General features: G+C 65.2%; 13 protein-coding genes. 8 read left to right on the top strand and 5 right to left on the bottom strand.

Annotated elements, in window-relative coordinates:
* Nucleotides 1-94 precede the first annotated feature (94 nt).
* The 3 genes from TZ03_RS27120 to aroC form a co-directional block, all read right to left on the bottom strand.
* A complete protein-coding gene (locus TZ03_RS27120) occupies nt 95-631 on the bottom strand; it encodes an oxidase (protein ID WP_051101396.1) in 537 nt (178 codons plus the stop codon).
* A complete protein-coding gene (locus tag TZ03_RS27115) occupies nt 631-1,785 on the bottom strand; it encodes an MFS transporter (RefSeq protein WP_051101395.1) in 1,155 nt (384 codons plus the stop codon). Before TZ03_RS27115 ends, TZ03_RS27120 begins: the two co-directional genes overlap by 1 nt.
* A 131-nt stretch (nt 1,786-1,916) precedes the next feature.
* Complete coding sequence (aroC, locus tag TZ03_RS27110) at nt 1,917-3,008, bottom strand: chorismate synthase (protein WP_051101394.1); 1,092 nt, start codon at nt 3,006-3,008, stop codon at nt 1,917-1,919.
* A 236-nt stretch (nt 3,009-3,244) separates the two neighbouring features.
* Between aroC and TZ03_RS27100 the strand changes: the two genes are divergently transcribed.
* The gene (locus TZ03_RS27100; protein WP_051101392.1) at nt 3,245-4,204 is read left to right on the top strand and encodes an alpha/beta hydrolase; all 960 of its coding nucleotides are present in this window, start codon (nt 3,245-3,247) and stop codon (nt 4,202-4,204) included.
* Between the two features lie 207 nt (nt 4,205-4,411).
* Nucleotides 4,412-5,194 carry a hypothetical protein gene (locus TZ03_RS27095; RefSeq protein ID WP_051101391.1) on the top strand — a complete coding sequence of 261 codons (783 nt, stop codon included), beginning with the start codon at nt 4,412-4,414 and terminating at the stop codon, nt 5,192-5,194.
* A 127-nt stretch (nt 5,195-5,321) separates the two neighbouring features.
* On the opposite strand, the gene prmB is transcribed toward TZ03_RS27095, so the two are convergent.
* On the bottom strand, nt 5,322-6,230 hold the full coding sequence (gene prmB, locus TZ03_RS27090) for a 50S ribosomal protein L3 N(5)-glutamine methyltransferase (protein WP_051101390.1): 909 nt from the start codon (nt 6,228-6,230) through the stop codon (nt 5,322-5,324).
* Between the two features lie 180 nt (nt 6,231-6,410).
* On the opposite strand from prmB, the gene TZ03_RS27085 reads away from it, so the two are divergent.
* The 5 genes from TZ03_RS27085 (at nt 6,411) to TZ03_RS27065 (ending at nt 9,238) form a co-directional block, all read left to right on the top strand.
* The gene (locus TZ03_RS27085; protein ID WP_051101389.1) at nt 6,411-7,001 is read left to right on the top strand and encodes a cysteine hydrolase family protein; all 591 of its coding nucleotides are present in this window, start codon (nt 6,411-6,413) and stop codon (nt 6,999-7,001) included.
* A gap of 86 nt (nt 7,002-7,087) precedes the next feature.
* Nucleotides 7,088-7,408: a hypothetical protein gene (locus TZ03_RS27080; protein WP_051101388.1), complete on the top strand. Its 321-nt coding sequence runs from the start codon at nt 7,088-7,090 to the stop codon at nt 7,406-7,408.
* 223 nt (nt 7,409-7,631) lie between these two features.
* Nucleotides 7,632-8,192 carry a Smr/MutS family protein gene (locus tag TZ03_RS27075; RefSeq protein WP_051101387.1) on the top strand — a complete coding sequence of 187 codons (561 nt, stop codon included), beginning with the start codon at nt 7,632-7,634 and terminating at the stop codon, nt 8,190-8,192.
* Nucleotides 8,193-8,261: 69 nt separating this feature from the next.
* Nucleotides 8,262-8,807, top strand: a complete 546-nt coding sequence (gene folE, locus TZ03_RS27070; RefSeq protein WP_051101386.1) for a GTP cyclohydrolase I FolE — start codon at nt 8,262-8,264, stop codon at nt 8,805-8,807.
* A 59-nt stretch (nt 8,808-8,866) separates the two neighbouring features.
* Nucleotides 8,867-9,238 (top strand): glutaredoxin family protein, encoded by a 372-nt coding sequence (locus TZ03_RS27065; protein ID WP_051101385.1) that lies wholly within the window; start codon nt 8,867-8,869, stop codon nt 9,236-9,238.
* 130 nt (nt 9,239-9,368) lie between these two features.
* Here TZ03_RS27065 and TZ03_RS27060 read toward each other — a convergent pair whose 3' ends face one another.
* Complete coding sequence (locus tag TZ03_RS27060; RefSeq protein ID WP_051101384.1) at nt 9,369-9,971, bottom strand: glutathione S-transferase family protein; 603 nt, start codon at nt 9,969-9,971, stop codon at nt 9,369-9,371.
* Between the two features lie 265 nt (nt 9,972-10,236).
* On the opposite strand from TZ03_RS27060, the gene TZ03_RS27055 reads away from it, so the two are divergent.
* Nucleotides 10,237-11,427, top strand: coding sequence for a benzoate/H(+) symporter BenE family transporter (locus tag TZ03_RS27055; RefSeq protein ID WP_051101383.1), 1,191 nt, complete (start codon nt 10,237-10,239; stop codon nt 11,425-11,427).
* The last annotated feature ends 36 nt before the right edge of the window (nt 11,428-11,463 follow it).

The following is an 11,463-nucleotide window of genomic DNA, read 5'->3' as shown; positions in this document are numbered from 1 at the left end:
CGGGCTCGCCCGCTCCCACAGGTTCTCCACCGCCCTCAAGTGCAGTGATATCCCTGTGGGAGCGGGCGAGCCCGCGAAGAGGCCATGGAAGCCACTAAAGCTCGTCGATGCCTAGGAATGCCCGCGCAGTCACATCCCCGGTAAACCGCGCAGGCACGCCCTGCTCGCTGCCATACAAGCGCAACGCCAGGCAAAACGGTGTATCGCCCAGCTCAACCCAGCGCCGGGTCCCCGCCGGCACCAGCAGCTGATCCCCCTTCTCGCACAACACCGAATACACCCAATCCCCCAACCGCAAACCAACCTGCGCACGCCCGCTGACCACGGCAAACACCTCGTCAGCGTCATGCACATGCTCATCGCGCACATCCATCTGGGCCGGGTCCTCACCGTCGCGGTTGAGCAGCACGCAGGCCTTGCAGCCATACGCCGTCATCAACTGATCCAGGTACCCACGGCATACCTCCAGCACCTCGTCATGGCCCGTGCCCGGGCGCACCCGCAGGCCATGTTCGGCATGCACAAAGCGCACGCCGTGCTCGGCCAGGGTGGCAGCGATGTCGTCGTGGTGGGTCAGCACCTTGTTCGGCAGTTCCGGGCTGGAGGGGTGGAAAACGCTGAGAATGCTCATCAGGGGCGGGTCCTGGTCGGTTGCGAACAAAGGGCAATGATAACGGCTGCAGCCAAGGCTGCGGCACTGGCCATACCAAAGGTGAAGGTGGGCCCCAGCAGTTTCCAGCTGTAGCCCGAGTACAACGCCCCCAGCGCACCGCCGGTGCCCGACAGGGCCGCGTACAGCGCCTGGCCCTGGCCCTGCTGGCGGGCGCCGAAGCTGGCCTGGACGAAGGCGATGCTGGCGGCGTGGAAGCAGCCGAAGGTGGCCGCGTGCAGCAACTGGGCGAAGATCAGCACAGCCGGTTCCTCGGCCAGGGTGCCCAACAGCAGCCAGCGCAGCACCGCCAGCAGGAAGCTGACCAGCAACACGCGCTGCACGCTGAAACGGGCGAACACGCGGCTCATGAGCATGAACATCAACACCTCGGCCACCACCCCTAGCGCCCACAGCAGGCCGATGGCACCACGGCTGTAGCCCAGGTGCTCCAGGTGCAGGGTGAGGAAGGTGTAGTACGGCCCGTGGCTGAGCTGCATCAGCGCCACGCAGACATAGAACGCGACCACCCCGGGGGCCCGCAACTGCTGCAGGAAGCCGCCGGCACCGCTGCGCTCGCCCTGCTCCACCGGCTGGGCATTGGGCACCCACAGGCTGGCGGCGACGATACCGGCCATGATCGTGACCAGAGCCACCGGGTAGATGTCCAGGCTCAGCCATTCGAACAGCTGGCCCAAACCGACCACGGTGAGGATGAAGCCGATCGAGCCCCACAGGCGCACCTGGCTGTAGCGCGCGGTTTGCCCGTGCAGGTGGGCCAGGGTGATGACCTCGAACTGCGGCAGCACCGCATGCCAGAAGAACGCATGCAGGGCCATCACCAGGGCCAGCCAGGCGTAGCTTTTGTCGAAGAAGATCAGGGCGAAGGTGGCCAGGGTCGACAACGCCCCCAGGCGCACGATCAGCAGACGCTGGCCGGTACGGTCGCCCAGCCAGCCCCACAGATTAGGGGCGATGCAGCGCATCAGCATGGGGATAGCCACCAGCTCGCCGATGCGCGCCGGGGAGAAGCCCAGGTGGTCGAAGTACAGCGCCAGGAAGGGGGCGGTGGAGCCTAGCAGGGCGAAGTAGAACAGGTAGAAGCTGGATAGGCGCCAGTAGGGGATGGGTTGCATGGGATGGCCTTGTGGGGACCTGTACTGGCCCTATCGCCGGCAAGCCAGCTCCCACAGGATTACCACAGACCTGAACATTGTGGGGTACCTGTGGGAGCTGGCTTGCCGGCGATAGGGCCGGTACTGGGGGATCAGAGCTGGCCCAGCACCGGGGTATTCACCTTCACCTCGGCATTCTGCGCGCGGTGGCGCAGCAGGTGGTCCATCAGCGCAATGGCCATCATCGCCTCGGCGATCGGCGTGGCGCGGATGCCCACGCACGGGTCGTGACGGCCCTTGGTAACCACGTCCACCGGGTTGCCATCGATATCGATCGAGCGGCCCGGGGTGGTGATGCTGGAGGTCGGCTTCAGCGCCAGGTGGGCAACGATCGGCTGGCCCGAGGAAATGCCGCCAAGGATGCCGCCAGCGTTGTTGCTGAGGAAGCCTTCCGGGGTCAGCTCGTCACGGTGCTCGGTACCGCGCTGGGCGACGCTGGCGAAACCGGCGCCGATTTCCACGCCCTTCACCGCGTTGATGCTCATCAGCGCATGGGCCAGTTCTGCGTCGAGGCGGTCGAAGATCGGCTCGCCCAGGCCCGGCATCACGCCTTCGGCGACCACGGTGATCTTGGCGCCCACCGAATCCTGGTCACGGCGCAGCTGGTCCATGTAGGCCTCCAGCTCCGGCACCTTGCTCGGGTCGGGGCTGAAGAAGGCGTTCTGCTCCACCGACTCCCAGCTCTTGAACGGGATTTCGATCGGGCCCAGCTGGCTCATGTAGCCACGCACGGTGATGCCCTGGGTGGCCAGGTACTTCTTGGCGATGGCCCCGGCGGCGACGCGCATGGCCGTTTCGCGGGCCGAGCTGCGGCCACCGCCGCGGTAGTCGCGGATGCCGTACTTGTGGTGGTAGGTGTAGTCGGCGTGGGCCGGGCGGAACAGGTCCTTGATCGCCGAGTAGTCCTTGGACTTCTGGTCGGTGTTGCGGATCAGCAGGCCGATCGAGCAGCCGGTGGTGCGGCCTTCGAACACCCCAGAGAGGATTTCCACCTCGTCGGCTTCCTGGCGCTGGGTGGTGTGCCGGCTGGTGCCGGGCTTGCGCCGGTCGAGGTCGTGCTGCAGGTCGGCGAGGGAAATTTCCAGGCCCGGTGGGCATCCATCGACAATGGCGACCAACGCCGGGCCATGGCTCTCGCCAGCGGTGGTGACAGTGAACAGCTTGCCGTAGGTATTGCCGGACATGGACGCTCCGCGAGATCTGCCTGAAATGGACGAAAGCGGCAGTATACAGGTGGATTGGTTGTCTGTGAGGGCCCTATCGCCGGCAAGCCAGCTCCCACAGGATTATCACAGGCTCGAACATTGTGGGGTACCTGTGGGAGCTGGCTTGCCGGCGATAGGGCCTGACCTGCCACACTAGACCCAAGAACCTTCCCGCAAACATTGGGTCAAACCCACATCTCCCCATGTAGTACCGCATGATGTCGCGCCTCGTCACCCTGTTCTTCCTGCTATGCACCAGCCTGGCCCAGGCCGCCCCCACCGTGCTGCAACGCCCGATCGACCTGGACACCGGCCAGGGCGTGCTGCACGGCAGCCTGCTGTTGCCGCAACAGGCCACTCCGCCGCCAGTGGTGCTGATCATCGCCGGCTCCGGCCCCACCGACCGCGACGGCAACAACCCGGCTTCAGGCCGGATCGACAACCTCAAGCGCCTGGCCCTGCTGCTGGCCAACGAGCACATCGCCAGCGTGCGCTACGACAAGCGCGGCGTGGCCGCCAGCCAGCCGGCCACCCCCGACGAGCGCAACCTCAGCGTAGAGCGCTACGTGGCCGATGTGGTCGCCTGGAGCCACAAGCTCAAGGCCGACCCGAGGTTTGGCCCGCTGATCCTGATCGGCCACAGCGAAGGCGCGTTGATCGCCAGCCTGGCCGCCGAGCAAGCCGGCGCCAGCGCGGTGATCACCCTGGCCGGCAGCGGCCGACCGCTGGCCGAGGTGGTGCGCGAACAACTGGCGCAACGCCTGCCGCCAGCGCAATTGGCCGGCGGCAGCGCCCTGCTCGACCGCCTGCAGGCCGGGCAGACCAGCCTGGAAGTACCGGCACCGCTGCGCCAGGTGTTCCGCCCCAGCGTGCAGCCGTACCTGATTTCACTGTTCCGGCAGAACCCGGCGGCGGCCTTTGCCCGCCTGCCCATGCCGGCGCTGATCGTGCAGGGGCGCAACGACGTGCAGGTGAGCGTGGCCGACGCCGAACGCCTGAAGGCGGCCAAGCCGGATGCGCAACTGGTGCTGATCGACGGCATGAACCACGTGCTGCGCATCAGCCCCAAGGGCATGAGCCAGCAGCGCGACAGTTACCTCAACCCCGAGCTGCCGCTGGCGCGGGAGCTGGGTGAGCGAATTGTCACGTTCATCCAGCATTTGCCTTCTGCCTGACCCTCAGGTCTTGGCCGGGGCTGCCGATAAGGGGAATAACGGCGAAGATTGGGGCCGCTGTGCGGCCCATCGCGACGCAAGGCCGCTCCCACAGGGACGCCGCCGGGCCTGAACTTGGCGCCGTCCCTGTGGGAGCGGCCTTGTGTCGCGAAAGGGGCACGCAGTGCCCCCCTCTTGCAGCCGGCACGCACTTGAGGACAAGCCCTGATGACAACCGCCCCCGCCGCCGCCGAGCCGGCCGAACAACCCCAGGAAAGCCCAGCCCTGCCCTGGGCCGAGCTGGCCGCCGAACACTTCCAGCTGCTGCGCCTGGCCGCCCTGCCCACCGACCGCAGCACCGGCGCGCGGCCGCTGCGCTTCGTGCAGTTCGGCTATGCCGAGCGCCACGACCAGGCCCACAGCCTGCTGCGCATGGAAATCCAGCTGCCTGGGCAGAAAGTGCACAAAGAGCAGAACCGCCTGGACATCCGCGTCGACCATACCGAGCGCCTGGTGCGCATTGGCAGTGAACAGGGCCTGCAACTGGAGCCGCTGAACCGTGGCCTGGGCCGCTTCATGCTTGCCCAGGCTGTGCAGTGGCTGCAGCGCAAGTGGTCTCACTACCGGGTCGAGGGCATGGCACTGCCGAGCAAGGATGCGCTGAACGAAGACTCACGCCTGCGCCGTGACCACTGCTTGCGCGGGGTGGGTATCGAGGTGGAGTACGAGGACGGCCAGCACCTGAAAGGCCGCACCGTGGAGATTACCGTGGGCCAGCTCAAAGGCGCCTGGAACAGCGAGCGCTTGCAGCGGGTGGAGATTCTGGATGCCGCCAACCTGCTGCAGCAGGCCGACCAGCAGTTGCAGGAGAAGGAAGGGCAACTGCGCGAGCGCGATGAGCGGGTGGCCAAGTATCAGCGCGAAGATGGCGGTTTGCGCTTTACCATCACCTGCCTGGTGGCGTTTGCGGTGTTTCAGGCGGGGTTGCTGATCTGGATCGCTACCCGTTAGCGAATACCGCGTCGCCCGCTTCGCGGGCAAGCCCGCTCCTACATGGACCGCGCACCGCAGGCATGGCGCATAACGTTGTAGGAGCGGGCTTGCCCGCGAACGGGCTGCAAAGCAGCCCCTGTCGGAATCAGACCCGGGCCTTGAACAGCTCCTGATGCTGGCGGCACTGCTCGGCCGTCAGCATGAACACCCCATGCCCACCGCGCTCGAACTCCAGCCAGGCAAAGTCCACCTCGGGGTACAGCGCCTCGACATGCACCTGGCTGTTGCCCACTTCGACTATCAGCAAACCCTTGTCGGTCAGGTGGTCCGCCGCCTCGGCCAGCATGCGCCGCACCAGGTCCAGGCCATCGTTGCCGCAGGCCAGGCCCAGTTCCGGCTCGTGGTGGTACTCGGCCGGCATGTCGTCGAAATCTTCGGCATCGACATACGGCGGGTTGGACAGGATCAGGTCGAAGCGCTGCCCCGGCAAACCAGCAAAACCGTCGCCCTGCACGGTGTACACACGGCCGTCCAGGCCATGGCGCTCGATGTTCTGGTTGGCCACTTCCAGCGCTGGGAACGACAGGTCGGCCAGCACCACCTCGGCCTCGGGGAACACCTCGGCCGCCACGATGCCGATGCAGCCAGAACCGGTGCACAGGTCGAGAATGCGCGCAGGCTCGCCCGCCAGCCACGGCTCGAAGCGTTTTTCGATCAGCTCGCCGATGGGCGAACGCGGCACCAGCACGCGCTCGTCGACGATGAACGACATGCCGCAGAACCAGGCCTCGCCCAGCAGGTAGGCGGCCGGCACGCGTTCTTCGATACGGCGCTTGAGCAAATGCTGCAGGCGTACCCGCTCGTCGTCCTCGAGCATGCAGTCGAGGTAGCTGTCGGCCACCTCCCACGGCAGGTGCACCGCGCCCAGCACCAGCAGACGGGCCTCGTCCCAGGCGTTGTCGGCACCGTGGCCGAAGAACAGGTCGTGCTCGTGGAAGCGGCTGACCGCCCAGCGAATGTAGTCGCGCAGCGTGCGCAGACGGGATGTGATCACGGGGTACTCCTAATTCAAACCGTCCAAAAGTCTAACAGCCCCACCCACACAAATGTTCCTTTGCCTTACCCAACGGCTAGCCACAGGCCAGTAACCATGCCGCTTGCGTTGTCAACCATTCCCATTGGCGCCAAGGCAGGGGACAATAGCGGTACAAAAGCCCTATCCAAGGAGCCCTTGATGTCCGTTCCAACCACGATGTTCCGCCTCACTGGCCGCGACTATCCGCCGGCCAAGCTGAGCCACGCCAGCCTGATCATCATCGATGCGCAAAAGGAGTACCTCAGTGGTCCCCTGCAGCTGTCGGGCATGGACGAGGCCGTGGCCAACATCGCCAGGTTGCTCGACGCCGCGCGCAAGAGCGGCCGTCCGATCATCCATGTTCGCCACCTGGGCACTGTCGGTGGCCGCTTCGACCCACAGGGCGCCGCTGGCCAGTTCATCCCCGGGCTGGAGCCGCTGGAAGGCGAAATCGTCATCGAAAAACGCATGCCCAACGCATTCAAGAACACCAAGCTGCACGACACCCTCCAGGAGCTGGGCCACCTGGACCTGATCGTCTGCGGCTTCATGAGCCACTCCAGCGTCAGCACCACCGTACGCCGTGCCAAGGACTATGGTTACCGCTGCACCCTGGTGGAAGACGCCTCGGCGACCCGCGACCTGGCCTTCAAGGATGGGGTGATCCCGGCCGCGCAGATTCACCAGTGCGAAATGGCCGTGATGGCCGACAACTTCGCTTGCGTGGCACCCACCGCCAGCCTGATCTGAGCGAGCAGGCACGACCGCCCGGCAGCCGGGCGGAACCCGATGGGCGGCAGCAGGTCGAATTCCGGATATCCACAGAGGAGAGCGGAATGAAGCGTAAAGGCAGTTTCGACGCCAAGCGCCTGCGTCCGCGCGAACCGCGTAACTGGGGCGCTCGCCTGGCGGCCGGCCTGTCGGCCCTGCTGGCGACCCTGGGCGTGCTGCTGGCCATGGCCGGGGTTGCCGGCCTGCTGGGCAACTACCCTGCCCTGGCAGAACTCAATGCCAACAAACCGCTGGCCGGCATCCTCACCGGGGCTGGCTTGCTGCTGCTGTGGCTGGGCGTGCGCTTCTGGCGGCGCAGCCGTCTTCGCCTGCGCCGCGGGCGCGAGCTGAACCTGTCGCCGCACCTGATGAAGAAGCATGATTGAAACCTACGCGGTCCTTGTGGGAGCGGGCGCGCCCGCGAAACAGGCGACGCGGTGGATGGCACCGGCTTTGCCGGTGTTCGCGGGCATGCCCGCTCCCACAGGTCCCCCGCTGCCCCCAGGCCTGTGATATCCCTGTGGGAGCTGGCTTGCCGGCGATGGGGCCGGTACAGGCTGCATAAAGCCCCCACAGTCGCGTAAACTACGCCGCCCACGTGGAGGCATCATGCAAGACGACGATTTTTCCCTGTTCAAGGCCGAAGTGCGCGGCGTCAAGCCGATCAAGCACGACCGCGCCGAAGTCGGCAAGCCCAAGGCCGACCGCCAGCAACTGGCCGGCCTGCGTCAGGCAGCGACCGTGCGCAGTGACAAGGCGCTGGTGATCGACGGCATGTCCGACCAGTTCGTCATCGACGTCGGCGCCGAAGACGAACTGCTGTGGCGCCGCGACGGCGTGCAGGAAGGCCAGCTGCGCAAGCTCAAGCTGGGGCAGATCCCGTTCGAGGGCAGCCTCGACCTGCACGGCATGACCGTGGAAAAGGCTCGCGAAACCCTGTGGGACTTCATCGCCGAAGCCACCAAACTGGAAGTGCGCTGCGTGCGGGTGACCCACGGCAAGGCCGCGCGCCTGGATGGCAAGCGCCCGATGATCAAGAGCCACGTCAATACCTGGCTGCGCCAGCACCCGCAGGTGCTCGGTTTTGCCTCGTGCAACGCCCGCCACGGCGGCACTGGCGCGGTGTATGTGATGCTCAAGCGAACCATGCTCGAAGGCCGCGACGAGTAACGCCGCGCTTGCAGCGCCGCCCTCACCGCCGTACCCTTCGTTTTTGCGATTTTTCCCACAGGTAGATCCATGTCCCTGGAACAGAACTACACCGAGATCCTCAGCCAGATTGGCGAGGACGTCTCCCGTGAGGGCCTGCTCGACACGCCCAAGCGGGCTGCAAAGGCGATGAAGTACCTTTGCCGCGGTTATGAGCAAACACTGGAAGAAGTCACCAACAACGCGCTGTTCAGCTCTGACAACAGCGAAATGGTGCTGGTCCGGGACATCGAGCTGTATTCGATGTGCGAACACCACATGCTGCCGTTCATTGGCAAGGCGCACGTGGCGTACCTGCCCAAGGGCAAGGTACTGGGCCTGTCGAAGGTAGCGCGTATCGTCGACATGTACGCCCGCCGCCTGCAGATCCAGGAAAACCTCAGCCGCCAGATCGCCGAGGCCGTGCAGCAGGTGACTGGCGCCGCCGGCGTGGCTGTGGTCATCGAAGCCAAGCACATGTGCATGATGATGCGCGGTGTCGAGAAGCAGAACTCGACCATGATCACTTCGGTGATGCTGGGTGAGTTCCGCGAAAACGCCGCCACCCGCAGCGAGTTCCTCAGCCTGATCAAGTGATTGGCTGCTGAGCCCAAGCCGACCCTGCAGGGTCGGCTTTTTCATTTCAGGAGTTGCCCATGATCGTCAAAGCCCTGCGGGTTGGCCTCGGCCAGCTCATCGTGTTCGGCGACTGGATCAGCCGCCCGGCCAAGCGCAAGCGCGACGCCGCCGCCCAGGCCCGCGTCGAGCAAGCGGCCAAGGGCCTGGCGCTGTACCAGTTCCATGCCTGCCCGTTCTGCGTCAAGACCCGCCGCACCCTGCACCGCCTGAACGTACCGGTGGCGCTGCGCGATGCCAAGAACGACCCGGTGCACCGCCAGGCCCTGCTGGAAGGCGGCGGCCGGGTGAAAGTGCCATGCCTGCGCATCGAAGAAGCCGGCAAGGTGACCTGGATGTATGAGTCCAAGGCCATCATTGCCTACCTGGATGAGCGGTTCGCTTCAGCCTGACAGTTTGTAGCTCTCCTGTTCCGGCCCTTTCGCGGGTAAACCCGCTCCCACAGTATTACCTCAGGTCTGAATACTGTGGTGTACCCTGTGGGAGCGGGTTTACCCGCGAAGAGGCCAGTACAGGATAAAACTACCCCACCATCGGCACATGCCGCGGGTGGCTGCTGACCCGCTCCAGCCAGGCCCGTACCGCCGGGTAGTCGGCCAGGTCGAACCCGCCCTGCTGTGCCACATGGGTGTAGGCATACAACGCCACGTCGGCAATCGAATACTGCTGGCCGACCAGGTACGGCGTCATCTGCAACTGCCGCTCCATCACCTTCAGCGCCTTGTAGCCGCCCTTGTGCAGTTTGCGGTACTCCTCCACACGCTCGTCCGGCAACCCTAGGTAGAACTGGATGAAGCGCGCCACGGCAATGTACGGCTCATGGCTGTATTGCTCGAAGAACTGCCACTGCAACACCTGGGTGCGCAAACGCGGCTCGCTGGGCAGGAATTCGCTGCCATCGGCCAGGAAGTTGAGGATGGCATTGGACTCCCACAGGTAGCTGCCGTCTTCCAGCTGCAGCACCGGCACCTTGCCGTTGGGGTTCATCGCCAGAAACTCGGGCGTTTCGGTCTCGCCCTTGAGGATATCCACCGGGTGCCACTCATACGGCCGGCCCAGCAGGCTGAGCATCAGCTTGACCTTGTAGCAGTTGCCCGACTGGTAGTCGCCATAGACCTTGTACATCACCCCTCCCTCTCTAGAACGAAAAATACCCCTGTAGGAGCGGGCTTGCCCGCGAACCAAGCGCCGCGGTGGATGGCACCGGCGTTGCCGGTGTTCGCGGGCAAGCCCGCTCCTACGACAGGCGGCAAATAGCCTGTGCAGTTTTGTAATCTCGCCCAATATGTGGCGACTGTACGGCTAAAAGCAATGGCCGCTGTATGGCAAGGATCAACCTTGCTCGCGTTAGTCTGAAAAAACTGCTTACACCTTTACAAGGATTTTGTTCATGACCGATGCCACTTCCGCACGTCTGCGGCCCCTGGCAGACAGCTCCCCGTCGGCGGTAGTCGCCGGCTTCATCGCCATGCTCACCGGCTATACCAGTTCGCTGGTGCTGATGTTCCAGGCCGGCCAGGCGGCCGGGCTGACCAGCGCGCAGATTTCGTCATGGATCTGGGCGCTGTCGATCGGCATGGCGGTGTGCAGCATCGGCCTGTCGCTGCGCTACCGCACCCCCATCACCGTGGCCTGGTCCACCCCAGGGGCCGCGTTGCTCATCACCAGCCTGGGCGGGGTCAGCTACGGCGAGGCCATCGGCGCCTATATCACCTGCGCCGTACTGGTACTGATCTGCGGCCTAACCGGCAGCTTCGAGCGCCTGGTCAGACGCATCCCGGCCTCGCTGGCCTCGGCGTTGCTGGCGGGCATCCTGTTCAAGATCGGCAGCGAAATCTTCGTCGCCGCCCAACACCGCACCGTGCTGGTATTGGGCATGTTCTTCAGCTACCTGCTGGTCAAGCGCCTGTCACCGCGTTACTGCGTGCTGGCCGCGCTGCTGGTTGGCACTGCCCTGTCCGGCGCCCTGGGCCTGCTGGACTTCAGCGGCTTCCGCCTGGAAGTGGCCACGCCAGAGTGGACCACACCGAGCTTCTCGCTGGCGGCGACCATCAGCATTGGCATTCCACTGTTCGTGGTGGCCATGACCTCGCAGAACATGCCCGGCGTGGCCGTGCTGCGCGCCGACGGCTACCAGGTGCCGGCCTCGCCGCTGATTTCGGCCACCGGCTTCGCCTCGCTGCTGCTGGCGCCGTTCGGCTCACACGGGGTCAACCTGGCGGCGATCAGCGCGGCGATCTGCACCGGGCCGCATGCCCATGAAGACCCGAGCAAACGCTATACCGCGGCAGTGTGGTGCGGGGTTTTCTATGGTATTGCCGGGGTGTTCGGGGCGACCTTGGCGGCACTGTTCGCGGCGCTGCCGAAAGAGCTGGTGCTGTCGATTGCGGCATTGGCGCTGTTCGGCTCGATCATGAACGGGCTGACCGTGGCCATGAGCGAGGCGCGTGAGCGGGAAGCGGCGGTGATCACCTTCATGGTCACGGCCTCGGGGCTGACCTTGTTCTCGATTGGCTCGGCGTTCTGGGGGATCGTGGCGGGGGTGTTGGCCCTGATCATCCTCAACCCGCGCAGGGTATGACGGTAAATATGTGTTGCCGTTGAGATCGAGCGCCGC

Source organism: Pseudomonas sp. 10-1B, from assembly GCF_000935045.1.
Taxonomy (GTDB): Bacteria; Pseudomonadota; Gammaproteobacteria; order Pseudomonadales; family Pseudomonadaceae; genus Aquipseudomonas.
This window is presented reverse-complemented; position numbering and strand designations above follow the sequence as displayed.

Bases quoted from the DNA above. Each gene is read 5' to 3' on its own strand.
- TZ03_RS27120 (WP_051101396.1), bottom strand. From the start codon at position 631: ATGAGCATTCTCAGCGTTTTCCACCCCTCCAGCCCGGAACTGCCGAAC.
- TZ03_RS27115 (WP_051101395.1), bottom strand. From the start codon at position 1,785: ATGCAACCCATCCCCTACTGGCGCCTATCCAGCTTCTACCTGTTCTAC.
- aroC (WP_051101394.1), bottom strand. From the start codon at position 3,008: ATGTCCGGCAATACCTACGGCAAGCTGTTCACTGTCACCACCGCTGGC.
- TZ03_RS27100 (WP_051101392.1), top strand. From the start codon at position 3,245: ATGATGTCGCGCCTCGTCACCCTGTTCTTCCTGCTATGCACCAGCCTG.
- TZ03_RS27095 (WP_051101391.1), top strand. From the start codon at position 4,412: ATGACAACCGCCCCCGCCGCCGCCGAGCCGGCCGAACAACCCCAGGAA.
- TZ03_RS27085 (WP_051101389.1), top strand. From the start codon at position 6,411: ATGTCCGTTCCAACCACGATGTTCCGCCTCACTGGCCGCGACTATCCG.
- TZ03_RS27080 (WP_051101388.1), top strand. From the start codon at position 7,088: ATGAAGCGTAAAGGCAGTTTCGACGCCAAGCGCCTGCGTCCGCGCGAA.
- TZ03_RS27075 (WP_051101387.1), top strand. From the start codon at position 7,632: ATGCAAGACGACGATTTTTCCCTGTTCAAGGCCGAAGTGCGCGGCGTC.
- folE (WP_051101386.1), top strand. From the start codon at position 8,262: ATGTCCCTGGAACAGAACTACACCGAGATCCTCAGCCAGATTGGCGAG.
- TZ03_RS27065 (WP_051101385.1), top strand. From the start codon at position 8,867: ATGATCGTCAAAGCCCTGCGGGTTGGCCTCGGCCAGCTCATCGTGTTC.
- TZ03_RS27060 (WP_051101384.1), bottom strand. From the start codon at position 9,971: ATGTACAAGGTCTATGGCGACTACCAGTCGGGCAACTGCTACAAGGTC.
- TZ03_RS27055 (WP_051101383.1), top strand. From the start codon at position 10,237: ATGACCGATGCCACTTCCGCACGTCTGCGGCCCCTGGCAGACAGCTCC.